General features: G+C 64.4%; 18 protein-coding genes. 14 read left to right on the top strand and 4 right to left on the bottom strand.

The window, feature by feature from the left end; all coding sequences use genetic code 11:
* Positions 1–21: 21 nt before the first annotated feature.
* The 4 genes from QVG61_RS07085 to QVG61_RS07070 form a co-directional block, all read right to left on the bottom strand.
* Positions 22–2,259, bottom strand: coding sequence for an EAL domain-containing protein (locus tag QVG61_RS07085; protein ID WP_289929917.1), 2,238 nt, complete (start codon positions 2,257–2,259; stop codon positions 22–24).
* Between the two features lie 503 nt (positions 2,260–2,762).
* The gene (locus QVG61_RS07080; protein WP_289929916.1) at positions 2,763–3,398 is read right to left on the bottom strand and encodes an RT0821/Lpp0805 family surface protein; all 636 of its coding nucleotides are present in this window, start codon (positions 3,396–3,398) and stop codon (positions 2,763–2,765) included.
* 101 nt (positions 3,399–3,499) lie between these two features.
* The gene (locus QVG61_RS07075) at positions 3,500–4,159 is read right to left on the bottom strand and encodes a cytochrome b/b6 domain-containing protein (protein ID WP_289929915.1); all 660 of its coding nucleotides are present in this window, start codon (positions 4,157–4,159) and stop codon (positions 3,500–3,502) included.
* Positions 4,156–5,883 (bottom strand): tetrathionate reductase family octaheme c-type cytochrome, encoded by a 1,728-nt coding sequence (locus QVG61_RS07070; RefSeq protein ID WP_289929914.1) that lies wholly within the window; start codon positions 5,881–5,883, stop codon positions 4,156–4,158. Before QVG61_RS07070 ends, QVG61_RS07075 begins: the two co-directional genes overlap by 4 nt.
* Positions 5,884–6,139: 256 nt before the next feature.
* Here QVG61_RS07070 and QVG61_RS07065 point away from each other — a divergent pair, with 256 nt between their 5' ends.
* The 14 genes from QVG61_RS07065 (at position 6,140) to QVG61_RS07000 (ending at position 25,816) form a co-directional block, all read left to right on the top strand.
* Complete coding sequence (locus QVG61_RS07065) at positions 6,140–6,991, top strand: class I SAM-dependent methyltransferase (RefSeq protein ID WP_289929912.1); 852 nt, start codon at positions 6,140–6,142, stop codon at positions 6,989–6,991.
* Positions 6,992–8,053: 1,062 nt separating this feature from the next.
* A complete protein-coding gene (gene sat, locus QVG61_RS07060) occupies positions 8,054–9,244 on the top strand; it encodes a sulfate adenylyltransferase (RefSeq protein WP_289929909.1) in 1,191 nt (396 codons plus the stop codon).
* A gap of 73 nt (positions 9,245–9,317) precedes the next feature.
* Entirely contained in the window at positions 9,318–9,479 is a 162-nt protein-coding gene (locus tag QVG61_RS07055; protein WP_289929908.1) for a hypothetical protein, read from the top strand.
* Positions 9,480–9,623: 144 nt separating this feature from the next.
* On the top strand, positions 9,624–10,148 hold the full coding sequence (locus tag QVG61_RS07050) for a DsrE family protein (protein ID WP_289929907.1): 525 nt from the start codon (positions 9,624–9,626) through the stop codon (positions 10,146–10,148).
* A gap of 71 nt (positions 10,149–10,219) precedes the next feature.
* Positions 10,220–10,597, top strand: coding sequence for a hypothetical protein (locus QVG61_RS07045; protein WP_289929906.1), 378 nt, complete (start codon positions 10,220–10,222; stop codon positions 10,595–10,597).
* A gap of 76 nt (positions 10,598–10,673) precedes the next feature.
* On the top strand, positions 10,674–11,990 hold the full coding sequence (locus tag QVG61_RS07040; RefSeq protein ID WP_289929905.1) for a TolC family protein: 1,317 nt from the start codon (positions 10,674–10,676) through the stop codon (positions 11,988–11,990).
* Positions 11,991–11,992: 2 nt separating this feature from the next.
* Positions 11,993–13,480: an efflux RND transporter periplasmic adaptor subunit gene (locus QVG61_RS07035; protein WP_289929904.1), complete on the top strand. Its 1,488-nt coding sequence runs from the start codon at positions 11,993–11,995 to the stop codon at positions 13,478–13,480.
* A gap of 28 nt (positions 13,481–13,508) precedes the next feature.
* A complete protein-coding gene (locus tag QVG61_RS07030; protein ID WP_289929903.1) occupies positions 13,509–16,667 on the top strand; it encodes an efflux RND transporter permease subunit in 3,159 nt (1,052 codons plus the stop codon).
* A gap of 234 nt (positions 16,668–16,901) precedes the next feature.
* Positions 16,902–19,424 carry a bifunctional diguanylate cyclase/phosphodiesterase gene (locus QVG61_RS07025; protein WP_289929902.1) on the top strand — a complete coding sequence of 841 codons (2,523 nt, stop codon included), beginning with the start codon at positions 16,902–16,904 and terminating at the stop codon, positions 19,422–19,424.
* Positions 19,425–19,548: 124 nt separating this feature from the next.
* The gene (locus QVG61_RS07020) at positions 19,549–19,929 is read left to right on the top strand and encodes a hypothetical protein (protein WP_289929901.1); all 381 of its coding nucleotides are present in this window, start codon (positions 19,549–19,551) and stop codon (positions 19,927–19,929) included.
* Between the two features lie 214 nt (positions 19,930–20,143).
* Positions 20,144–21,406, top strand: coding sequence for a porin (locus QVG61_RS07015; RefSeq protein WP_289929900.1), 1,263 nt, complete (start codon positions 20,144–20,146; stop codon positions 21,404–21,406).
* Between the two features lie 14 nt (positions 21,407–21,420).
* Entirely contained in the window at positions 21,421–22,038 is a 618-nt protein-coding gene (locus QVG61_RS07010; RefSeq protein ID WP_289929899.1) for a cytochrome c, read from the top strand.
* A gap of 557 nt (positions 22,039–22,595) precedes the next feature.
* On the top strand, positions 22,596–22,922 hold the full coding sequence (locus QVG61_RS07005; protein WP_289929898.1) for a P-II family nitrogen regulator: 327 nt from the start codon (positions 22,596–22,598) through the stop codon (positions 22,920–22,922).
* 302 nt (positions 22,923–23,224) lie between these two features.
* On the top strand, positions 23,225–25,816 hold the full coding sequence (locus QVG61_RS07000; protein ID WP_289929897.1) for a heavy metal translocating P-type ATPase: 2,592 nt from the start codon (positions 23,225–23,227) through the stop codon (positions 25,814–25,816).

The following is a 25,816-nucleotide window of genomic DNA, read 5'->3' as shown; positions in this document are numbered from 1 at the left end:
CCGGCCGGGGAGAGTAGCGATTCAGGCGTCGATCGCCGCCAGTTGGGGTGGAAGGCCGCTTTGGCTCGATTGCTCCACCGTGGCCACCACGTAGGCCAGGAAGTCTTCCGCGCTGAGCGGCCTGCTGAAGAAGTAGCCCTGAAAGATGTCGCAGCCGTAGTCCATCAGCATGGCGAACTGTTCGGCATCCTCGACACCTTCCGCGATGGTCTGGAAGCCCAGGGTGTGGGCCATGCCGATGATGGATTTGACCAGGGCGGCGTCCGAGGCATCCCTTGCCATGTTCATCACGAAGCTGCGGTCGATCTTGAGGATGGCGACCGGGAAGTGGCGCAGGCGTGACAGGGAGGAATAGCCGGTGCCGAAGTCGTCGATGGCAATCTTGAAACCCCGCTCGGCAAAGTCGTGCAGGTGGTCGATGATCTGGCTGGAATTCTGCATCAGACCGGTTTCCGTCACCTCCAGCTCAATGGCCTCTGGTTCGAATCCGTACCGTTCACAGGCTTCGGTGAAGCGCTGGACGGTGTTTTCCGAGACCAGCTGATGGGGCGAGACATTGATGGCCAGACGCTGCAGGCAGTGGGGCTCGCCCTGGCATGCCTGTCGCCACTCGTTCATTTGGCGGAGCGTGTTTTCCAGCACCCATTGGCCGATTTCGATGATGGCGCCCCGTTCCTCGGCGATGGCGATGAACACATCGGGCGGCACGTTGCCGTGTTCGGCATGCTGCCAGCGCAACAGCACCTCGGCGCCCAGGACCTTGCCGTTGCGGTCCACCTGGGGCTGATACACCAGGGAGAGCTCATCCCGCTCTATGGCCTTGCCGATCGCGGCGTCCAGGCTGTGCCGGTATTCAGCCTGTTGCTCGATCTCGGCGGTGTGGACCTGGTAGCCGCCGCGTGAATGCCGTTTGCAGTGGTTGAGGGCAATGGTGGAACACCGCAGCAACGTCTCACAATCCATGTCGCGCCCATTGCCCCAGGCGACGCCGATGGTGCCCCGCAGGCTGAGTTCCTGACCCTCGAATTCGTGGAATTCCTCGAGCCGTTGATGCAGCCGGCTCGCTACCGCTCCGGCCCGGGTCGACAGCTTTTGCACATCGTTTTCCTCGCAGGGACAGACGATCACGAATTCATCGGCACCCATGCGGGCTGCAAAGGTTTCCTTCTCGAGTCCGGTTATGCGTCGTGCCACCTCGCGCAGAATGGCGTCACCCACGCGTCGTCCCAGGCTGGCATTGATCTCCTTGAAGTGATCGAGATCGAGCGTGAAAAGCAGGAGGTTGGCCCCTGTCTGGCGGCTGTCTTCCAGCAGGGCCTGTAGCCGTTCGTGCAGCAGAACCGCGTTCGGCAGCCCGGTCACGGTGTCGTAATAGGCCAGTCGATGGGCCTTTTCCTCGGCGCGCTTGACAGGGGTCAGGTCGATGAACATGGCCGCATAGCGCAGGATGCGGCCGTATCTGTCCTTGAGGGCAACGATGTTCAGCCATTCCGGGTAGATCTCGCCGTTCTTGCGCCGATTCCAGATTTCGCCTTCCCAGAGGCCGTGCTCTTCGATGTCCCGCCACATGGCGCGGTAGAAGTCACCGCCATGACGTCCCGACCGGAGTATGGCGGGTGTCTTGCCGATGACCTCTTCCCGGCTGTAGCCGGTGACCTTCTCGAAGGCATGGTTGACCCACTGGATCTGCTTGTCATGGTTGGTGATGATCAGCGAATGCGCGCTGTTCGCCAGGATCAGGTCCGCCAGGCGCTTGTCCTGACGGAATTGCGCGGTGTGGATCTGCAGGGCCATCAGGTTGGCGAAATTCTCCAGCACCTCGGCTTCGTGGCCATCGAAGGTATGACCGTGCTTGACGTAGAGGACTATCACCCCCAGCAGTTGCTCCTGGGACTTGATGGGTACCACATAGTGGCCGTGCTCGGGCATCCCCGAGTAGCGAATGTCGTGGCGTTCGTCGACACAGCAGACGTGCAGCATCTCTTCGGATTGCGCTACCCGCCCGCACAGGCAGTGGCCATAGGGGACGCGGGCACAGCTTGTCAGCAGTTGGGGTGAGAAGCCCCGCTGGGCGGCGAGGGATAGATGGCCACTCTCGGCATCGGCAAGGAAGACGCCGCCGGCATGGGTGTCCAGCCAGGGCAATTCCAGGATGGTTTCCAGGATGCCGAGCAGGATGGTGGTGAGGCTCACCTCGGAGCCGCCATCGATCCAGTCGACAATGTCCGTCGGGTTGTTTGTTGTTTTTTTCGTTGCCATCGCCTGTCCTTGCTCGGTGCCGGGGTTTGCAACGTGTCATCCCTGGCGCATCGCGATTTCGGGTTGTGCTGTGGTTGTAACCGGGAACGCGCTGTCGTCTGCTCCGAATTTGCACAATTACTGACTTTAACGGCGGGTTTTGGAGTGGCTTTAGAACAATTCCATACATGAGGCAGGTCTATGCTGGTAGGAGCGTCCTCCTGGCCGCGATCCCCGGCGGGCGCTGCCTGGAGTCAACCGAACAGGCGCAAGCTGTAACCCGCCGGCCCGGTTCTAGCCTTCCCCTCTATGTATTCCAGCCACGATCTCATTCATGCGGGCCGCCTTGGTGCAATATCCCGGCCGGCTGCATACCAGGGTCTGTTAACACCACGCCAATCGCGGCCTGGAGGCTGCTCCTGCCCGGGTGCCGCCATGCCCCGTAGGCGCGGTCGCCAGGCCGCGATCTCCGGCAGGCGCTGCCCGGAGTCAATCGAGCAGGCGCAAGCTGTGACCCGCCGGTTTCAGCGGTCGACGATTTTCCAGGAACCATCCGGCTGACGGCAGGCCGTGCCCTGGACCTGCTGTTCCTGCCCGCCGATGCTGGCCTGACTGATGTACTCGCGGCAGTAGCGGCCGTCTCCCGCCTCATAGGTCCGGGTCGGGGTAACCGTATAGCTGGCCCCGGTGTCGGGGTTCTGCCAGGTCACCGCCTGGTTGTCCGGGGCGTATTCGAGGGTCTGCCCGGTGCAGGCCTGATCCAGCTGGTCCATGGATCGGCCGATGGAGCGGCCCACCAGGGCGCCGATCAGCGTGCCGGCGATGGTGGCCGCGCTGCGGTGCCTGTCGTCGCTCAGCCGGGCGCCGGCGACGCCGCCGAGCACGCCGCCCAGGACCGTGCCCAGCGCTTCCCGGTTACAGCGGCTGCCCGACAGGTAGCCCGCCGTGGCAGCGCCGGCCAGCCAGGGCAGCGGAGCGACGCGCTTCGGAATGAAACGGGGCGGCTTGTGGCCGGGCTTCTTCTTGTAATAGCCATGGGCCGGCGCCCAGGGCGGCGGATCGGCGAGGGCCGGGGCGCCCAGGGCGAGCAATGGCACCAGGAGAAAGGGTCTCAGGCGGGACAGTTGCCGGGAGCGGTGGTCGATGGTCGCAGATGGCATGGCGGTTTTCTTCCGAAAGCAGGGGTGAGAGGTGGAGTACGGGTTATATCGTCCGCGGTGGCTGGAATTTGAGGCAGGGATGCGGTTGCCGCGTGGGGTTCTCATTGCTTGATCTTGTTGCTCTCGTCTTCCCGAAGGTACGCCCACTCGGCATCGGTGAGTTCGATCTTGTCGTAGCCGCTGAGCATGGGTTTGAGATGGGCGAGGAAAGAACCACTGGTGGTCAGCAGGTAGACATGGAGGATGACGAAGACCAGGATGGCATAGGCGGCCGCCGTGTGTATGGAAGCGGTCAGTTCCAACAGGCCGGAAGCCGGTGGTACCCGGCTTTGCCACAGGCCATAGAACAGGTAGCCGAGGCCGGACAGCCAGATGGTGGGGAACAGGAACAGCTTCAGGGCCAGGTAGGTCAGTGCTTGCAGGGGATTGTGCTTGCGCCAGTAGCGTTTTCTGTAGGGGTGCTGTTCGCCCTTGAAGATGCCATAGGCATAGAAGCGGGCGATCCTCAGCAGGCCGCTGGTGGTCGGGATGTAGTGGCGCCAGGTGCCGGTGGTCAAATGCCAGAAGATCGCAAACAGCCAGAGCAGGATCAGGCTGATGGCGGACAGGCTGTGAACCAGTACCGCCGTGCGGAAATCGACCAGTTGATGGAGCCCGTGGATCGCCGCGCCAGTGAACAGCAGGGTGAAGATGAGGGCGGCCTGCGACCAGTGCCAGAAGCGCTCGAAGCGGGTAAAGATCATGACTGTGTGGATTGTCATCGGCTTTTGCCCCCGGGCTTGATCAGGATACGCAATGCGCCGTGCCCTGCGACCCCCAGCAGGGTCGCGCCCACGGCCGCCAGGCCGAGCAGGTCCAGCCAGCGCCAGGCATCGCGTCCCGGCAGATAGAAGCCACCGAGTTCGCTCAGCCGGCCGTCCCTGGCATGGCACTCGCGGCAGGCGAGGGCATCTTCCTTCGGCGCCACCATGTGATTCAATGGCCAGTAGGAATAGCTCTCTACGAAGCCGTAGCTGCCGCTGTAGGGGATGTGGTTCTTTTCCATGCCGACCCGGATCGCCTTGGGAAAATCATAGTTTCCCCAGAAGGCGGCATCGTCGTTCCCCCAGAGGTGCATGTAGACCAGCGTGTTGTTGCCCTTGTCGTAGGGCTGGACGCTGTGCATGCGCTTGAACGGCCAGATGCGTGATCCCGGGTCATCCGCCGCGCCATTGATATGGTTGATCTCGACGGGCCGGGACGGGTCGAAGCGGGTTTCGATGGTGGTATAGGTCATGACACCGTTGAACCAGCGGTAGATCGGTACGAGATTTTCGCCGTATTTGAAACTCCCCTTGATCGACTTATAGGTGTGGCGGGGTTCGCCATTGCCCTGGATGTAACCTTCCACATTGAAGCCCTCGCCGTTCCTCAGCCGGCCGGCCGTCCTCCAGTCCCAGTAGATCTTGGTGGCGACCCCGCCGCGGGCGTAGCGGGGGATGTGACAGGACTCGCAGGCGACCCGGTCCACGTGGTCGTTCAGCTTGATGCCGATCAGGCCGCGCGGGTGGGGATCCATGCCATGACAGCTTGCGCAGCTTGCCGTCTGCCGGGGCATGCCGGGTTTGCCCTGGCCGGTATCGTCCTTGGCAAGCATGTTATAGCGGCTGCCGGCCCACTGGTGGCCTTCGCCGACATGGCAGATGATGCAGGCGAAGTTGAGGCCCTCGGCGTCCATGTGCACATCGACCTCCCGGGGCGGCTGGAACAGCACGGAGGACAGGTCGCCGTGCTTGACGTTGTCGCCACCACCGCCGTAGAAATGGCAGCCGCCGCAATTGCTGCGGCCGGGCAGGCGCACACTCTGCGCAACCCTTGCCCAGTCGATGGGTGGCTTGCCTTCGAACATCACGGCGCAGGCCTTGTTGCCACGGCTGGGCGGCAGTTTGTAGTAGTTGCCGGTCGATTCATGGCAGACCAGGCAGTCGATGTTTTCCTGGTTGCTGAAGTCGAATGTCTCGTCCTTCCAGCCGTAGCCGGCATGGCACTGGGCGCACATGCCCTCGTTGCCGCGGGCATTGGTGCAGAAATTGTTGATCAGTACCCGCTTGCCCAGTTGCTGCCCGGTCACCGGGTGGACGTAGCTCCAGGTCCAGTGTTTGTTCTTCATGAACTGATGACCAGCGAGATTGTGGCAGCCCAGGCAGGCGCGGGTGACCTCGGAGCCGCTTGTGAAGGGGCCCTGCAGCGCCTCCAGCTTGCTGTGATCAGTGGTCGACTTGCTGGTTTTCTGCAGTGACATGAGCGGTTGGTCGACCACGCCCTTGCCACTGAGGTTGCTGTATTCGCTGATGCCCAGCTCGATCCTGGCGTCGATCGGTTCCAGTTTCGGTGGCGTCCCGCTGTCCGCCAGGCCAAGCCTGAACGGCAGCATCAGCAGCAGGAAAAGGAGCCAGCCGCAGCCGGGGTCCGCGGGCCGGGGCAGGCTGTGGAGGCGATGGCGCATCGGGCGGCATTCCTTTGTTGCGGACTGGCCTTGCCGGCGGCTGCAAGGATCTAGCAGGGGGTGCCCCGGGTTCCCGCGGTGTCGCTGCTCCTGGCAAGGGCTGACTTCCCTGCGAGCCGCGCCTTGATCCGGTTCCTCCCAGATACTCAGCATGCGGCTTTGGTCACGATCGTATCGATGCTGTCAAGAGTAGAGCAGTCATCAGTCCCCCTCAAGCAGATTGCGTGCCCTGGCAGCTTGTGGCATAAAGCCGCCTATGGCCAAACCCTCGAAGACCGGCAAGAACAAGAGCAAAAAGTCCCGCAAGCGCAGTTCCCCCACGCTGGCCCAGCGCGCCGACCGCCACGCATTGTATGAACTCTCGGTCCAGGACACGGATTTCGAGTACGAGTTCGTGGACAAGACCTTCAAGCAGCTGCGCGGCCGCCGTGCCCGTCTGCTGCGCGAGGATTTCTGCGGCACGGCCCAGATGTGCTGCGAGTGGGTCCGCCACCGCAAGACCAACCGGGCCATCGGCGTCGATCTGGATGCCGAGGTTCTGGACTGGGCGCGCGGCCACAACCTGGCGGCCCTCAGGCCGGGGCAGGCGGCGCGCGTCCAGTTGCTGCAGGACGATGTGCTGACGGTCGAGACCGAGTCGCCCGATCTGGTCATCGCCATGAACTTCAGCTATCAGCTGTTCACCGAGCGCGCGGCCCTGCGCCGCTACTTTTCCCGGGTGCGCGAGGCACTGGTCGAGGATGGGGTGTTCATCATCGACGCGTTCGGCGGCTACGATGCCTTCCGCGAGATGAAGGAGGAAACCGAGCACGAGGGTTTCACCTACATCTGGGATCAGCACCGCTACGACCCGGTCACCGGCCGCATGACCTGCTACATCCACTTCAAGTTCCCGGATGGTTCGCGGCTGCGGCGGGCCTTCGTCTATCACTGGCGCCTGTGGACCCTGCCCGAGTTGCGCGAGTTGCTGGAGGAGGCCGGTTTCAGCCGCACCACGGTCTACTGGCAGGGCACTGACGAGGAGGGGGAACCGGATGGCATCTTCCTGCCGGCCGAAACCGGAGATGCCGACCCCGCCTGGATCGCCTTCATCTCGGCCGAGAAATAGCCCCCCATCAGGGAAACTGATCAATGACATGGCCGCCAAGGCGCCAACAACGCCAAGTTGCTTAGCCCGGATATTGCATCAGGATCGCGGATGATGGCGTGGCTGGACCCGCCGGGGATCGCGGCCTGGAGGCCGCTCCTACGAGGGAGCAAATCGCGCTGGCCGGGTCTTTGAACGACCTTGTCGCGGTCTGGAGGCCGCTCCTACGGGGCATGGCGGCGCCATGGGTCGGCGCGGTCCGGGCCGCGGTCGACTCACAACGATGGGGACCACCCCATCCTGTCGCCTCGCCAGCCCCGGCCAGCCGCGGCAAATGCGGCGGGCATGGCCGCCGGGGTTCGCGGCCAATCGCGGCCTGGAGGCCGCTCCTACGAGGGAGCAAATCGCGCTGGTCGGGCCTTTGAACGACCTTGTCGCGGCCTGGAGGCCGCTCCTACGGGGCATGGCGGCGCCATGGGGCGGCGCGGTCCGGGCCGCGGTCGACTCACAACGATGGGGACCCCCCATCCTGCCGCCTCGCCAGCCCCGGCCAGCCGCGGCAAATGCGGCGGGCATGCCGCCGGGGATCGCGGCCAATCGCGGCCTGGAGGCCGCTCCTACGAGGGAGCAAATCGCGCTGGTCGGTGCCTCTGAACGACCTTGTCGCGGCCTGGAGGCCGCTCCTACGGGGCATGGCGGCACCATGGTAGGAGCGGCCTCCAGGCCGCGATTGGCGTGGTGTTATCAGGCCCTGGAAGGTTTCTTGGCGCCCTCGGCGTCTTGGCGGCTTGTGAGTGGATTTGATCAGACATGCCTCAGCATGTTGTGCCCGCGTTCCATACACCAAGCCGGGCGTCTTGTCATTGACGTTTCCGGATCCGGCCAGCGGCCACGATGCGCTATCCTCGGGCGATTACGCTGGCCCGCCGTTGCGGGCTTTCCTTGGCCTGCTTCCGTGCTATTATTCCGCCAATTTTTGCGGGGGATGGCAGCCGGCCAATGGTCGCGGCCCGTCAACCAGGCCCATGTTCCTTTTGATCAATACTGCTTATGCAGGGATAAGCGCGACAGGAGATGACCCTCATGATACGACCCATTGGTTCCGATGAACTCATGCCTCTGTTTGTCTACGATCCGGACAAGCACGATGCCCTGATGCACGAGGCCGAGAGCCTGCCTTCCATCGTCATCAGCTCCGCTGCCGCCGGCAACGCCGTGATGATGGGCGGTGGCTATTTCACCCCGCTGACCGGGTACATGAACGTCGCCGATGCCGTCAGCTGTGCCGAGACCATGAAGACCACCGCCGGGCAGTTCTTCCCGGTGCCGGTCCTCAACCTGGTCGAGGACATCTCCGCCATCAAGGATGCCAAGCGCATCGCCCTGCGCGATCCCAACGTCGAGGGCAACCCGGTCATCGCCGTGCAGGACGTCGAGGCCATCGAGGAGGTCAGCGACGCGCAGATGCAGCTGATGACCGAGAAGGTCTACCGCACCACGGATCCTGAGCACCCCGGCGTGGCCGCCTTCAATTCCCAGGGGCGTTTCGCCATCTCCGGCCCCATCCAGGTGCTGAATTTCAGCTACTTCCAGGTGGACTTCCCGGACACCTTCCGCACCGCGGTCGAGATCCGCAACGAGATCAAGGAGCGCGGCTGGAACAAGGTCGTCGCCTTCCAGACCCGCAACCCCATGCACCTGGCCCACGAGGAGCTGTGCCACATGGCCATGGAGCGCCTCGGCTGTGACGGCCTGGTGATCCACATGCTGCTCGGCAAGCTGAAGCCCGGCGACATCCCGGCCCCGGTGCGTGACGCCGCGATCCGCAAGATGGTCGAGCTGTATTTCCCGCCGAACAGCGTGATGATCACCGGTTACGGCTTCGACATGCTCTATGCCGGTCCGCGCGAGGCCGTGCTGCACGCCTACTTCCGGCAGAACATGGGTGCCACCCACTTCATTGTCGGTCGCGACCATGCCGGTGTCGGTGACTACTACGGCGCCTTCGATGCCCAGACCATCTTCGACGAGGAGGTGCCGCCCGGTGCCCTGGACATCGAGATCTTCAAGGCCGACCACACTGCCTATTCCAAGAAGCTGAACAAGGTGGTGATGATGCGCGAGGCTCCCGATCACACCAAGGAGGACTTCGTGCTGTTGTCCGGCACCAAGGTCCGCGAGATGCTGGGCAAGGGCATCGCCCCGCCGCCGGAATTCTCGCGTCCCGAGGTGGCGAAGATCCTGATGGACTACTATCAGAGTCTGAACCAGTAACAGCACCTGTCCGATGGACGGTATGCCGCCAGGCCGCCGTTGCGTGGCCTGGCGGTTTTTTTGTTGAGGGACGATGAACGCGCTGCACAGGCCGATGCTGCTGGGGTTGGTGCTGGCGCTGCTGGCCGTTCTGCTGCCCGGCCGGCTGCAGCCGGCCGGGGGAGGCGATGCCTCGTTGGCCGGCAGGGGGCGGGATGGCGGGGGGCACAGCCGGCCCCCGCTCCGGCGCTGGTGATCGACATCGCCCGCGACTGCGAAGAGTACCGGAGCTGTCCGCCTCACTGAGGGGCGGCCGGTTCCGTCCGCCGGTTACGGTTGGTAAGATCGGTGTGTCGAAAGCTTTGCCGAGGGTGTGCGGATGCAGGGTCTGAGGAACAGGGTGACTGGCCTGGCCTGGCTGTTGGGTGCCTGGCTGCTGTGCCCGCCAGCGGGACTTTCGGCCGGCGAACCCGCCGCGCAGATCGAGTTCCCGAATATTCCCCATCTGCCGCTGCCGGAGGGGATCGGTTTCGACGGCTTCTTCGAGACCCACAATCCGGTGCGCATCGTGTTCGGGGTCTCCGATCCGGGCAGCCAGCTGAAGGAGTCCCTGACCAATGCCGCCTATACCATCAAATATCTCAAGCCGCGTGATATCCCCTATGAGATCGAGCTGGTCCTCTATGGCCGGGCGGTGCTGGCGGCCAATTCCTTCAATGAGAAATACGGCGGTTACGCCCCGCTGATCGAGGCCCTGCATGCCCAGGGCGTGACCTTCAGTGTCTGCAACAATTCCCTGGCCCATCTGGGCGAGCCGGCGGACGACCTGTACGATTTCATGCGCATCATCCCGGCCGGCATCCTGCAGCTCACGCGCAGGCAGATGCAGGGCTATGCCTATATCAGCAATCCGGTCAACCGCTGAGTGGCTGAACTTGGGCGCCTTCCGGTTGTCACAGCTTGAAGAAAGGTACACAAAGGGCTACTGTAAGGCGCATGCATCCCCTGCTTCGGCAACTGTTTTCCCTCTGGCTGGCCTCGACGCTGCTTGCAGCGCCGCTGCTCGCCTTTGCCGATGGCAGCGGTACGGATCCGCAGTCCCAGTGTCAGACCATGCACGAGGCAACGGGCGGCGCCATGACCGCCCTGTACGGGAGTTGCGATCACTGCGTCGACCAGGGCCAGCATGATTGCCAGCAGCACGACTGTGGCCAGAAATGCAACACCCCCTGCCACAGCAGCCCGCTGGGCGGCATACCCAGCGTTCATTTCCTCCATCCCTTTGCCGCAGACAGCTTTCTGCCGGCGATCGAGGCAGGACGCCTTACCCGCAGTGAGCCGCCGCCGCTGCGCCCACCGTTACTCCAGGTCTGACTACGCATCCCGGCCATGACGCACCCGAGGGGTGACGCCTGGCCACCGTTTTGTCACCAGCCATTGGAGTAACGACATGTCCAAGTGTCGACCCCCCGTTCGCCGCCGCCAGCCGGTTGCCAGCGGTTCTGCCCGCACCCGCCGTCCGGTCCGCCCGGCCGCTGGCCTGTTGCTGGCTGCCCTCGCTCTGCCCCTGGCAGCCCATGCCGGACTGAGCCTGTCCCGCAGCGAGCAGCTTGCCCTGGAGACGGATGTCACCACACCCCGCTACCAGGCCCTGGCCCGGGCACGTGAGGAGCAGGCGGTGGCCGACAGCCAGTTGCCGGACCCGCGGCTCAAGCTGGGGGCCATGAACCTGCCCACCGATTCCTTCAGCCGCAGCCAGGAGCCCATGACCCAGCTTCAGGTCGGCATCCAGCAGGCCTTCCCACCGGGCAAGACCCTCAAGCTGCGCGGCCAGCGCGGTCGGGTGCTGGCCGGGGCCGAGCAGCAGCGGGCCGAGGCCATGCGCCGCGCCGTGCTGCGGGATGTGCGCGAGTCCTATCTGGAGGTTTACTACCAGGTGGAGGCGGAACGCATCATCGAGGCCAGCCGCAAGCTGTTTGCCCAACTGGTCGAGGTGACCCGCTCCCACTATGCGGCCGGGCGCAAGAACCAGCAGGACGTGCTGCGTGCCAGCGTCGAGCTGTCGCTGCTCGACGACCGCCTGACCCGGGCACGGAGCGCGGAGGACAAGGCGCGTGCCGCCCTGGCACGGCTGATCGGCCAGCAGGCCGCCTACCAAGCCCTGAACAGGGATTTTCCCGCGCTTCCGGTACTGCCGGCGCGTGCCGGTCTGGAAGCCGCGCTTGAATCCCATCCCCTGCTGCAGGCCGAACTCGGCCAGGTCGAGGCCGGTCAGTTGGCCGCCGATCTGGCGCGTGAGCGTTACAAGCCGGGCTGGATGCTGGACCTGACCTATGGCGACCGCACCGGCAGCAATCCCAGCGGCGGGCGGCGCAGCGACTTCCTCTCGGCCATGGTGCTGGTCGACCTGCCGCTGTTTACCGCCAACCGCCAGGACCGGCTGCTGGCCACCCGGCAGCAGGAACTCGAGGCCGCCCGGCTCAGGCGTGACGACATCTACCTGCAATTGCGCCGCCGGCTGGATGCCGATCACGCCGAATGGCTGCGGCTCGACGAGCGGCTCAAGTTGTATCGCAGTCAGATCCTGCCTGAGGCGGAACAGAATGCCGCCGCCTCCCTGTCGGCCTATCAGGCCGGCGTCACCGATTTCAGCGGTCTGATGCGTGCCCGTCTGACCGAACTGGACAGCCGGCTGACCCTGCTTCGTCTGCGTGTCGATCGAAGCAAGGTTCAGGCCCGTCTGCTCTATCTCGCTGGAGAACAGTGAACATGAAGATCAAAACCCTTATCGCCGCGGCCGTTCTGGTCGCCCTCGGATTCGGCGGCGGCATCCTGCTGCAGCCGCAACTGGAAAACAGCACCGCAGAGGCGCCGCAGGCCGGCGACCAGGCGGCGCCTGAAAAGAGCGGGGAACGCGAGATCCTCTACTGGGTTGCCCCCATGGATCCCAGCTATCGCAGCGACAAGCCCGGCAAGTCGCCGATGGGCATGGATCTGGTCCCGGTGTACGCGGACCAGGGTGGTGGCGAGGCGATGGTCAGCATCGACCCGGCTGTGGTGCAGAACCTGGGCGTGCGCACCGCGCCGGTGGAGCGGGGCACCCTGTGGCGGCGTATCGACACCGTCGGCTATGTCGACTACGACGAGCGGCGCCTGAGTCACGTCCATCTGCGCACCGACGGCTGGATCGACAAGCTGTACGTCAAGTCCGATGGCGAGTCGGTGAAGAAGGGCGAGGTGCTGTTCGAGCTCTATTCGCGTGAGCTGGTCAATGCCCAGGAGGAATACCTGCAGGCGCTGAAGGCCGGCAACCAGTATCTGCGCGGCGCCTCGCGCGACCGCCTGATCGCGCTGGGCATGAGCCGCGAGCAGCTCAACGAATTGAAGCGCACTCGCAAGATTTCGCAACTGGTGCGCTATCACGCCCAGCAGGACGGCGTGGTCGACGGCCTCAACGTGCGTGAGGGGATGTATGTCAAGCCGGCCACCGAGGTCATGACCCTGGCCGACCTGTCCAGTGTCTGGCTGCTGGTCGATGTCTTCGAACGCCAGTCGAACTGGGTTGAAGTCGGCCAGCCGGCCGAGGTCAGCCTGCCCTATCTGCCGGGGCGGACCTGGGAAGGCGAGGTGGAATTCGTCTATCCGCGCATCGATCCCAAGACCCGGACCCTGCAGGTGCGGTTGCGCTTCGACAACCCGCAGGAAACCCTCAAGCCAGACATGTATGCCGACGTGCGCATCTACGCCGGCCCCAAGAAGGGCGTGCTGAGCATTCCCACCGAGGCCTTGATCCGTACCGGCGATTCGGCGCGGGTGGTGCTGGCACTGGGTGAGGGCCGCTTCGATGTCCGCGAGGTGGTGCCGGGCATGGAGTCCGGTGACCGGGTGGAGATCATCCGTGGCCTGGAGGAGGGCGAGACGGTGGTCACCTCGGCCCAGTTCCTGATCGATTCCGAGGCCAGCCTGCGGGCCAGCTTCAAGCGCATGGGTGGCAAGGACGAGGAGGGTGCCGCCGCAGGGGACAAGGGGCCGGTGATGGGCATGGGGACGGTGCACGCGATCGATGCCGAGAATCGCCGCCTGAACATCTCCCATGCTCCCATCGAGGCCCTGGGCTGGCCGGAGATGCGCATGGACTTCGAACTGACCGAGGCGGCCAGCCTGGAAGGCGTGCAGCCCGGCAGCAAGGTCCACTTCACCCTGGTCGAGGACGCGGACGGCAACTACCGCATCGATTCCATCCGTGTCGTGCAGTAGCGGCAGCCATTCAGACGGGTAACAGAACATGATTGCAAACATCATTCGCTGGTCGATCGGCAACCGCTTTCTGGTGCTGCTGCTGACCGTGATCCTCATCGGCTGGGGTCTGTACGCGGTGAAGGAGACCCCGCTGGATGCCATCCCCGACCTGTCGGACGTGCAGGTCATCATCAAGACCAGCTACCCCGGCCAGGCGCCGCAGGTGGTGGAGGATCAGGTGACCTACCCGCTGACCACCACCATGCTCTCGGTGCCCAAGGCGACCACGGTGCGTGGCTATTCCTTCTTCGGTGACTCCTATGTCTACATCCTGTTCGAGGACGGTACCGATCTGTACTGGGCGCGCTCCCGGGTGCTGGAATATCTCAGCCAGGTGCAGAACCGGCTACCGGCCAGTGCCAGTACCGCGCTCGGCCCGGATGCCACCGGCGTCGGCTGGGTATTCGAATACGCACTGGTCGACCGCACCGGCAAGCATGACATCGCCCAGCTGCGCAGCCTGCAGGACTGGTTCCTGAAGTTCGAGCTGCAGACGGTGCCCGGGGTGTCCGAGGTGGCCAGCATCGGCGGGATGGTCAAGCAGTATCAGGTGGTGGTGGACCCGGACCGCCTGCGTGCCTATGGCATCCCCCTGTCCCGTGTCAAACGCGCCATCCAGCGTGCCAACCAGGAGGTCGGCGGCTCGGTGATCGAGATGGCCGAGGCCGAGTACATGGTCCGCGCCACCGGTTACATCCAGGGCCTGGACCAGTTGCGCGAGGTGCCGCTGGGCATGAACAGCCATGGCACGCCGGTGTTGCTGGCCGATGTCGCCGAGCTGCGCCTGGGGCCGCAGATGCGCCGTGGCATCGCCGAACTGAACGGCGAGGGCGAGGTGGCCGGCGGCGTGGTCATCATGCGCTGGGGCGAGAATGCCCTGGCCACCATCCATGGCGTCAAGGCGAAGCTGGCCGAGCTGCAGCGCAGCCTGCCGGAGGGGGTCGAGATCGTCACCACCTACGACCGCTCGGGGCTCATCGAGCGGGCGGTGGAGACGCTGAAGGAGAAGCTGCTCGAGGAATTCATCGTCGTGGTGCTGGTCTGCGCGGTGTTCCTCTTCCACCTGCGCTCTTCGCTGGTGGTGATCTTCAGCCTGCCGGTGGGTATCCTGGTGGCCTTCATCATCATGCATGCCCAGGGCATCAACGCCAACATCATGTCCCTGGGCGGCATTGCCATTGCCATCGGCGCCATGGTCGATGCGGCGATCGTCATGATCGAGAACGTGCACAAGCATTTCGAGCACGAGGAGGTGACCGACGAAAACCGCTGGGAGGTGATCGCCAGGGCCTCGGCCGAGGTCGGGCCGGCGCTGTTCTTCTCGCTGCTGATCATCACCCTCAGCTTCCTGCCGGTGTTCACCCTGGAGGCACAGGAGGGCCGGCTGTTTGCGCCGCTGGCCTTCACCAAGACCTATGCCATGGCCGGCGCCGCCGGCCTGTCGATCACCCTGGTGCCGGTGCTGATGGGTTACTTCATCCGTGGCCACATCGTCGCCGAGGACCGCAATCCGGTGAACCGCATGCTGATCGCCGGCTACCGTCCGCTGATCGACTGGGTGCTGAAGATGCCGAAGACGGTGGTGCTGCTGTCGATGATCACCGCCGCCTCCATGCTCTGGCCGCTGACCGGCTGGTGGCCGCTGCAGGACTCGCTCGGTTCGGAGTTCATGCCGGATCTGGACGAGGGTGACCTGCTGTACATGCCCAGCGCCTTCCCGGCGGTGTCGATCGGCAAGGCCCAGGAGATCCTGCAGCAGACCGACCGTCTGATCATGACCGTGCCCGAGGTGAAGCGGGTGTTCGGCAAGATGGGCCGTGCCGAATCGGCCACCGATCCGGCACCGCTGACCATGATCGAGACCACCATCCAGCTCAAGCCGCGTGACCAGTGGCGGCCTGGCATGACCATGGACAAGCTGCGGCAGGAGCTGGATGCCCTGGTCAAGGTACCGGGCATGTCCAACGCCTGGGTGATGCCGATCAAGAACCGCATCGACATGCTGGCCACCGGCATCAAGACCCCGGTGGGCATCAAGGTCGCGGGGCCGGATCTGAACGTGATCCAGGACATCGGCAAGCAGATCGAGCGCGCCCTCAACCCGGTACCGGGCACGGTCTCGGTGTTCTCCGAACGGGTGGTCGGCGGGCGTTACGTGCAGGTGGACATCGACCGCACCGCCGCCTCGCGCTACGGGCTGAACATCGCCGATGTGCAGGATATCGTCAGCACCGCCGTCGGCGGCATGAACGTCACCGAGAGTATCGAAGGCCTGGAGCGCTACCCGGTCAACCTGCGTTATCCGCGTGACGTGCGCGACTCGGCGGAGAAGCTCAAGGAACTGCCGATCCAGACCCCGCATGGGGCGCAGATCACCCTCGGCGACGTGGCCGACATAGAGATCGTCGACGGTCCGGGCATGATCAAGAGCGAGAACGCGCGGCTCAATGGCTGGATCTACATCGACATCCGCGGCCGGGATCTCGGTTCCTATGTCAGCGAGGCCAAGCGGGTGGTGGCCGAGGAGGTCAAGCTGCCGGCCGGCTATTCGCTCAACTGGTCTGGCCAGTACGAGTACATGGAGCGTGCCAAGGAGCGCCTGTCGCTGGTGATTCCGGTGACCCTGGCGGTGATCGTACTGCTGTTGTATCTCAATTTCCGCCGGGTCAGTGAGGTGCTGATCATTCTCGGCACCCTGCCGCTGGCCCTGGTCGGGGGCATCTGGCTGCTCTACTGGCTGGATTACGACCTGTCGGTGGCGGTCGGCGTCGGATTCATCGCCCTGGCCGGTGTCTCGGTGGAGATCGGGGTGGTGATGCTCGTCTACCTCAACCAGGCGTACCGCCGTCACCAGGAACTGGCCCTGGAGCAGCGCCGTGCCGTGGACCTCGGTGAGCTGCGCCAGGCGGTGATCGAGGGGGCCTTGCTGCGCGTGCGGCCGATCATGATGACGGTGGCGGCGATCATCGCCGGCCTGCTGCCGATCATGCTCGGCAGCGGTACCGGCTCCGAGGTGATGCGCCGCATCGCCGCGCCCATGGTCGGCGGCATGGTCAGTGCCACCGTGCTGACCCTGCTGGTGATCCCGGCGGCCTTCCTCATCTGGCGGGGCGGCCAGATCCGCCGGCAGACCGGTGCGCAATGAGCCCTGAGCGGCATCGGCTGGGGAGCGGGCTGCAATCTGCGACCCGGGTCAAGCGAGCGGCGGCGGGTGGCGCTATAATGCCTGCCGCCAGAGGGAAAAAACCATGAAAAAATCCCTGTAGTCCGGGATCGGCCTTCCCTTTAGGCTGGTTGGGTACGCAGAGCACGGCCGGTGGGTCCGCCGGGGCCAGGGCCGGACCTGCGTACCCTGATCGTGGATGGAGGGGATAGTGGCATGACAACGCCGGAAAAGGCCAGCACGGCAGGGGTGGCAGGCGCGCTTCGCCTCCTGCTGGTGGCATGCGAAGGCACGGCCAGGGCAGTGGAACAGGCCCTGGAGGCTGGCTCGATGACCGTCGAGATGCATCGGCTGACGGACCGCGCTTCCCTGACCGACAGTCTCGATGCTGGCGACTGGCAGCTCATCCTCAGCGAGCTGACGCTGGACGATTTCGATGCCCTGGATCTGCTTGGGGAACTCCGGCAGCGTGAGCTGGAAGTGCCGCTGGTGCTGATCGCGGAGACCGGTGGCGAGGAGATTGCGCTGCGCAGCCTGGAGGCCGGCGTCGAGCACTGCCTGCTGCACGATGCGGACAATCTGCAGCGCCTGCCCGGGCTGATCCGCTGCCTGCTGGCCCGGCAGGAGCGGGAGCGCGAGCAGCGCAAGGTCGAGGCCCAACTGCGTCGCAGCAGGGAGCGTTACCGCGACATCTTCGACAATACCAGCGACCTGATCCAGTGCCTGGCGCCGGATGGCAGCTTCCTCTACACCAACCGCGCCTGGCGCGAGGTCATGGGCTACAGCGAGGAGGAGGTGGCGCGCCTCAATCTGCTCGACGTGCTGCATCCCGACAATGTCGCCTGCTGCACGGACCGCTTCGAGCGACTCAAGCAGGGACAGGAGCTGGAGTCCATCGAATTCAAGTTCCTCACCAAGCAGGGCGAGACGGTGCACCTGACCGGCGACTGCGGTTCCCTGATCCGCGATGGCGAAGCGGTCTCGACGCGGGGCATCTTCAAGAACATCACCGAGAAGGTACGGGCCGAGGCCGCGCTGCGCGCCAGCGAGGCCCGCTATCAGGCCCTGTACGAGAATGCCCCGGACATCTACACCACCATCGGCGCGGGGGGCGAGATCCTCTCCATCAACCGCACCGGTGCCCAGATGCTCGGCTATGCAGTGGACGAGCTGATCGGCACGCCGGTCCTGCAGCTGGTGCATCCGGAGGACCGCCCCCGGGTCGAGGCCCATCTTGCGGAACAGTTCAGCCACTTCACCACGGACAACAGCATCGAATATCGCAAGTTGCGCAAGGACGGCTCCATCCTCTGGGTGCATCAGCGGGTCAGCCTCGATCCAGGCGCGGAGACCCCCTGCCTGCTGGTGGCCTGCCGCGACGTGACCGAACGGCGCATGCTGGAGGACCGCCTGGCCTACCAGGCTACCCACGATGCCCTGACCAACCTGATCAATCGCCCCGAATTCGAGCACCGTCTGCAACGCCTGTTGTCCTCCGCGCAGATGCTCAGCCGCAGCGAGCATGTGCTCTGTTACCTCGACCTGGACCAGTTCAAGGTGGTCAACGACACCTGCGGGCACATGGCCGGTGACGAGCTGCTGCGCCAGGTGGCCGGCCTGCTGGTCCAGCAGATCCGCGCCAGCGACACCCTGGCCCGCCTCGGTGGTGACGAGTTCGCCGTGCTCATGGAACACTGCCCCCTGGATCAGGCCGAGCACCTGGCCGATCGCATGCGCGAGGTGATCGAGGGCTTCCGCTTCCAGTGGCGCAACCGCCGTTTCACCATCGGGGTCAGCATCGGTGTGGTGCCGGTGCTGGGCAATTCGGCCTCGCTGGAGGAGATCATGAGCCTGGCCGACTCGGCCTGCTATGCCGCCAAGGAACAGGGGCGCAACCGGGTCCACGTCTGTTTGCCGGAAGATGTCACCGTGCCCGGCCAGGTCGGCGAGATGCACTGGGCGCCGAGCCTCACCGAGGCCCTGGAGGGCGATCATTTCCGGCTCTATGCGCAGCCGATCGAGGCCTGCTGCGCGGACAGCAACGGCAAGCGATACGAGATCCTGCTGCGGCTGGAGGAGGATGGCCAGGTGATCCGCCCCGGTGCCTTCATGCCCGCGGCCGAACGTTACAACCTGTCGACCCGGCTGGATCGCTGGGTGCTGGAGAATCTGCTGCGCTGGTTTGGCAGCAATCCCCGGCACCTGGAGGAACTGGATGTCTGCTCGATCAATCTCTCGGCCTTGTCCCTGTGCGACGAGGGGTTTCGCGCGCATGCCCTGGAGTTGCTGGATGCGGCCAATTTCCCGCTGCACAAGCTGTGTTTCGAGGTGACGGAGACCGCGGCCATCTCCAATCTCTCCAAGGCCACGCATTTCATCGACAGCCTGCGCGAGGCGGGTTGCCGCTTTGCGCTGGATGATTTCGGCAGCGGTCTGTCCTCCTTCGCCTATCTGAAGAACCTGCCGGTGGACATGATCAAGATCGACGGCACCTTCATCAAGCATATCGCCAGCAATGCCGTCGACCGGGCCATGGTCCGCTCGATACGCGAGATCGCCGCCATGATGGGCAAGCAGGTCACTGCCGAATACGTGGAGAGCGCCGAGGCACTGGATATTCTCCGGGAGATCGGTGTGGATTTCGTGCAGGGCTATCATCTCGGCCACCCGGAACCACTGGAACGCCTGGAGGCCTGCAGCCTGGGCAGGCTCGGTTCGCTCTCCAGCCGGGGCAACTGATCAGCCAGGACATCCCGGGAGTATGGCCGGCCGGGGGTTTCTCTGACCCAGATCAATGTACGTTCGGAGACTTCGCCGCATACTCATCGCACGTCATGAGGCGTCATGTCCCGGACGAGGTCCGATGCTGGTGAGACAACGGCCACACATATTCCGCACCCTGATCGACCTGCTGCTGGCGGTCTCGCTGCTGGTGCTGCCCGTGCAGCTGCTGGCCGGCCCGGCCGAGGGTATGCTGATGTCGGTCGACAGCATGCCCTGCCATACCAAGTCGCCCCCGAAGTCTTTCCAGGCAAAGGGCGGGCTGTGCGACTGCTGTGACCAGCACTGCAACCTCGATGACTGCCTTGCCGGCTGTGGCCTGCTGCATGTTACGACCTTCCTCACGACTGTGGCGCCGACCGGCTTCACCTCCCATGCCGTTCTCCTGGATCATCGACCCGGAAATCTTAGCGGCCTGACCAGTCCACCCGATCCCAGACCTCCCCGCCACAGTCTCGCCTGAGATCAGGCCGTCCAGTCGACGGCACCTTGAACATCCCCAAATAACCCCATCGGATCCATGATGGTCCCCTGCGGCCTCGTACCGGTTGGCTTGTGCCGCCTGCCGCAGGATCGGTCTCCCTTTCCAGGGGGTGGATCCGTTATTCGAACAGCACGACCGGCTGTATGGCTGCAGTGAGGCAGCCTGCAGCCGGATCAGAGGAGATATTCCAACCATGAACAGAAAACCAGGAAACTGGAGACAGGCCGTGCTTGCACTGGCCATTGGTTCAAGCCTGCCAGTCTCGGCCATGGCCGATAGCGAACTGGAGCTTCTGAAGCAGCAGGTCGAGCTGTTGCAACAGCAGTTGCAGGAGGTGCAGGCCCGTCTCGAACAGCAGGCAGCCAGGGCGGCGACCAAGCAGGAGGTGGCGGCACTGAAGGAAGACGTCAATGCCGCAGCCGAGTGGAAGTCGCCGAACAGCCTGGTGCACATGGCCGGCTACGCCGACGTCGGTTACACCAACAGCGACGGCAACGACGGCGCCTTCAATGCCGGTACCTTTGCACCCATCTTCCACTACCAGTACCGCGATCTGGTGATGCTGGAATCCGAGCTGGAATTCAAGATTACGGATGCCGGGGATACCGAGGTCGGTCTCGAATACCTGACCGCCGACCTGTTCATCAACGACTACATGACCCTGGTGGCGGGCAAGTTCCTCAGTCCCACCGGCCAGTTCCGGCAGAACCTGCACCCCTCCTGGATCAACAAGCTGCCCTCGGCGCCACCCGGTTTCGGGCATGACGGTGCAGCGCCCATCTCCGATGTGGGGCTGCAGTTGCGCGGCGGGATGATGGTGGGAGGTATCCGTACCAATTATGCCGTCTATGTCGGCAACGGCCCCGAACTCGAGGCGGTCGACGAAGGCGGTGATGTCGAACTCGAGGGGATACTCGCCGAGGGGCATGGCAGCGACCGTGATGGCGACAAGGTGGTTGGCGGACGACTGGGTCTGCTGCCGGTACCGAATCTGGAGATCGGCCTTTCGGCCGTGAGCGGCAAGGCCAGCGTCACTGCCCAGAGTGGCGACAGCACCCTGGCCTTCGCCGATCTCGGCAGCGAGCCGGCCCGTGACTACGACGTGGTCGGCGCCGATTTCTGGTGGCGCTGGCAGGGGCTGGAGACCCGCGCCGAATATGTCCGTTCCAAGATCGGTTCGGCGGCGGGCAGCGTCGCTCCGGATGGCGCAACCTGGAAGAGCTGGTACGCCCAGGCCGCCTATCGTTTCGCACCCACCCAGTGGGAGGCCGTGCTGCGTTACACCGACTTCGATTCCCCCCATGCCGTGGAGGACAAGAAGCAGTGGGCAATGGGTGTCAACTACCTGTTCGCGAGCAACGTGGTCGGCAAGCTTGCCTATGAGTCGAACGATGGGCAGAGCGGCAGCACGGCGGACGACGATCGCTGGCTGGTTCAGCTTGGTTACGGATTCTGAGGAGATTGAGGACCATGAAGAGAATGATACCCCTGTTTTTCCGCACCGCCGCCGTGTCAGCCGCGCTTGTTTCGGCCGGCCTGGCGCCGACGGCAGCCAGCGCCGCGGACTATCCGCCAGCGGGTGATTTTGCACGCGGCGCCAAGGTCTGGGCCGACACCTGCATCCGATGCCATAACCTGCGTGATCCCAAGGAACTGCGTGATGACCAGTGGATCTCCACCATCCACCACATGCGCGTGCGTTCCGGCATCACGGGGCAGGAGATGCGGGACATCCTCACTTTCCTGCAGGCCTCCAACTCACCCGCTGCCCGGACCGCACCCGTGGTTGCCGAAATCCCGACGAGCACTTCCGCGGCAGCGGCGGCTGACGGCGAGGCGATATTCAGCCAGACCTGCATCGCCTGCCATGGTGCCGACGGCAAGGGAGTGCTGCCCGGGGTGCCGGACTTCACCCGGCCGGGTGGACGCCTGGCCAAGTCGGACGAGGCCCTGCTGAACAGTATCCGTAACGGTTACCAGAGTCCGGGCTCACCGATGGCCATGCCACCCAAGGGTGGCAACAGCGCCCTGAGCGAGGCGGACTTGCGGGCCGTTCTCGGCTATATCCGCAAGACCTTCGGTCGTTAGCCCGGATATTGCACCAAGGATTCGATTCTCAGGGCGGAGCTGGCAAAGCAGCTTGGCCGATCGCCCGCGGAAGCATAGCCGTAGCTATGGTTCAAGGGCGATCGGCCAGGATGCACAGCCAGATGCGTTCTGAGATCGAATAGGCACTAAGTGTACCCCGCCGTGAGGAGCCATTTGCGAGCCTCCCGGCCTTGTATACCAGCCTGCACTCCGATCATGCGGGCCGCCTTGGTGCAATATCCGGGTTAGGCAGATGACCGCTGCAGCTGGCCGGGAGGCCAGCCGCATCTCTGTCAGCGAGAAGGGGAACAAAAGGCCGCCTGTTGTTATCAGATCAGGCAGCGAAACAAAAAACAGCGGCCGGTTTGTCGATCTGGCGGTGTCTATACTTCAGGGTTCCTGGAGTGAACAGGAGCAACGGAGGTGCAACCATGCATGGTGACGCTTGGGGGTTTGGACATTGGGCCATTGGTGTCCTGTTCTGGGCCCTGGTGATCCTCGGGGTTCTGGCATTGATCAAGTATCTGTTTGGAAAAGGTAAATAAGGAGCAAGGTGCGTGAGTTACAGCAAAGTGACGGCGATCGTGCGGCTAGACCGTATGGAAGCCGTGGAAAAGAGCCTGATCGAAGCCGGGGCCCAGGGCATGACGGTGACCCAGGTCAAGGGCTGCGGTGAATGGAAGGATTTCTTCAACAAGGACTGGCTGGTCACCCATGCCCGGGTGGAGGTATTCACCGGCGCCGGGCAGGCCGAGGTGCTGGCCCGGGCCATCATGGAGGCGGCGCATACCGGCGAGGAGGGTGACGGCATCGTGGCCATTCTGCCAGTGACCCAGCTCTACCGGATTCGCAGCAAGGCAGCGGGCATGCCGGAGCCGGGCTAGCCCGCATATTGCACGAAGGCGGCCTTGGATGCGTAATTTTTCCGGTATTTATCAAGGTGGTGATCAGCTATGCGAGCAATTGTGCCCTGTTACAGTTTGTGCCTATTCGGGTTCAGACCAAATCTGGCGGCGCATTTTGCCCGATCGCCCTTGAACCATAGCGACGGCTATGCTTCTACGGGCGATCGAACAAACTGCTTGGCCAGATTCGCCCTGAAAGTCGAATCCTTCGTGCAATAGGCGGGCTAGGCGTAGCTTCCACAGGCAATACGTGGCCGGACAACAAAAAGAGGAGAGTCAGCATGGCGAAAGATCCCGTATGCGGTATGACGGTTGCCGAGGACAGTGAGTATCACATCGACTACCAGGGTCAGGACTACCGGTTCTGCAGTGAGGGTTGTCAGCACAAGTTCCAGGCGGCACCTGCGGACTACGTGGCCGGGAACGAGCTGAAGGACCCGGTCTGCGGCATGCAGGTCGATAGTGACAGCCCTTACCATACAGCGTATGCCGGCAAGGACTTCCACTTCTGCAGCGAAGGCTGCCTGCACAAATTCCAGGCGCACCCCGATGAGTATCTGACCACCGAACATCCGGTTTCACATGATGAGGTGCCGCAGCAGGAGGGCGCGGCCCCGGTCTGTCCGGACGCTAGCTGCGATATCGGCAGCACCTTCTATACCTGCCCCATGCACCCGGAGATCCGCCAGAAGGGGCCGGGAACCTGCCCCAAGTGCGGCATGGCGCTGGAACCCGAGGTCGAGCCGGTGGCGACTCTGCGCACCGAATACATCTGTCCCATGCATCCCGAGGTGGTACAGGACCATCCCGGCAGCTGCCCCAAGTGCGGCATGGCGCTGGAGCCGCGCACCGTGGCCGCCGAGGAGAAGAACGAGGAACTGGAGGACATGACCCGGCGTTTCTGGGTCAGTGCCGTGCTGGCGACGCCGGTATTCCTGCTGGCCATGACCGCCGATCTGGCACCGGACTGGCTGCCCGGCGGCCTGTCCATGCAGGCCGTGCAGTGGATCGAGTGTCTGCTGGCGACCCCGGTGGTGCTCTGGGGCGGCTGGCCGTTCTTCGTGCGCTTCTGGCAGTCGCTGAAGACCTGGAACCTGAACATGTTCACCCTCATCGGCCTGGGTGTGGGGGTGGCCTGGCTGTACAGCATGGTGGCGCTGCTGCTGCCGGACATCTTCCCGCCGACCATGCGTCACGAGGACGGCACGGTGGCGGTCTACTTCGAGGCAGCGGCGGTGATCACCGCCCTGGTGCTGCTCGGCCAGGTACTGGAGCTGCGCGCCCGCTCGCGCACCAACGCCGCCATCAAGATGCTCCTTGGCCTGGCGCCGAAGACGGCGCGCATCGTCCGCGAGGATGGCCGTGAGGAGGACATCTCGCTGGATCAGGTGCAGCCTGGCGATGTGCTGCGCGTGCGGCCGGGTGAGAAGGTGCCGGTCGATGGCACGGTCATCGAGGGCGAGAGCAGTGTCGACGAGTCCATGGTCACCGGTGAGCCGATGCCGGTGACCAAGCGAGCGGGTGATCCGCTGATCGGTGCCACGGTGAACAGCACTGGCAGTCTGCTGATGCGCGCCGAAAAGGTCGGCAGCGACACCCTGCTGGCGCAGATCGTGCAGATGGTCGCCGAGGCGCAGCGCTCGCGGGCACCGATCCAGAAACTCGCCGACCAGGTATCGAGCTACTTCGTGCCGACGGTAGTGGCGGTGGCCGTACTGGCCTTCGTGGTCTGGGGCCTGTGGGGACCGGAGCCGCGCCTGGCGCATGCCATGGTCAACGCTGTGGCCGTGCTGATCATCGCCTGTCCCTGTGCCCTGGGGCTGGCCACACCGATGTCGATCATGGTCGGCACCGGCAAGGGTGCCACCATGGGGGTGCTGATCAAGAATGCCGAGGCCCTGGAACTGATGGAAAAGGTCGACACCCTGGTGGTCGACAAAACCGGCACCCTGACCGAGGGCCGGCCGGAACTGGTCACCGTGGAGCCGGCCGCCGGGCTGGACGAGGCAGAGGCGCTGCGCCTCGCCGCCAGCCTGGAACGGGCCAGCGAACATCCGCTGGCCGAGGCCATCGTGCGTGGTGCCGAGGCGCGTGGCGTGACGCTCGCTGCGGTGACGGATTTCGAGTCACTCACCGGACGGGGCGTGGTCGGCGCAGTCGACGGCCGCCGCGTGGCGGTGGGCAATCACAAGCTGTTGAAGGAACTCGGCATCGAGGCCGGCGATCTGCCGCAGCGGGCGGATGCCCTGCGTGGCGAGGGCCAGACGGTGATGCTGCTGGCGGTCGACGGCCAGGCTGGCGGCCTGCTTGGCGTGGCCGATCCGATCAAGGACTCCACGCCGGAAGCGATCCGCGAACTGCACGCCGAGGGCCTGAGCGTGGTCATGCTCACCGGTGACAGCCGCACCACGGCCGAGGCCGTGGCCCACAAGCTGGGCATCGACCGGGTCGAGGCCGAGGTGCTGCCGGACCAGAAGGCCGAGGTGGTCAAACAACTGCAGGCCGAGGGGCGCATCGTCGCCATGGCCGGCGACGGCATCAACGATGCCCCGGCGCTGGCCCAGGCCCAGGTGGGTATCGCCATGGGTACCGGCACCGACGTGGCCATGGAGAGCGCCGGCGTGACCCTGGTCAAGGGTGACCTGCGGGGTATCGTCCGCGCCCGGCGGCTGAGCCGGATGGTGATGCGCAACATCCGTCAGAACCTGTTCTTCGCCTTCGTCTACAACTCGCTGGGCGTGCCGGTGGCGGCCGGTGTGCTCTACCCGGTGTTCGGCCTGCTGCTGTCGCCGATCATCGCCGCCACCGCCATGAGCTTCAGCTCGGTGTCGGTGATCGCCAACGCCCTGCGCCTGCGCCGGGCACGGTTGTAA

Origin of the sequence: Thiohalobacter sp. IOR34 (assembly GCF_030406045.1) — a bacterium.
Classification (GTDB): domain Bacteria; phylum Pseudomonadota; class Gammaproteobacteria; order Thiohalobacterales; family Thiohalobacteraceae.
This window is presented reverse-complemented; position numbering and strand designations above follow the sequence as displayed.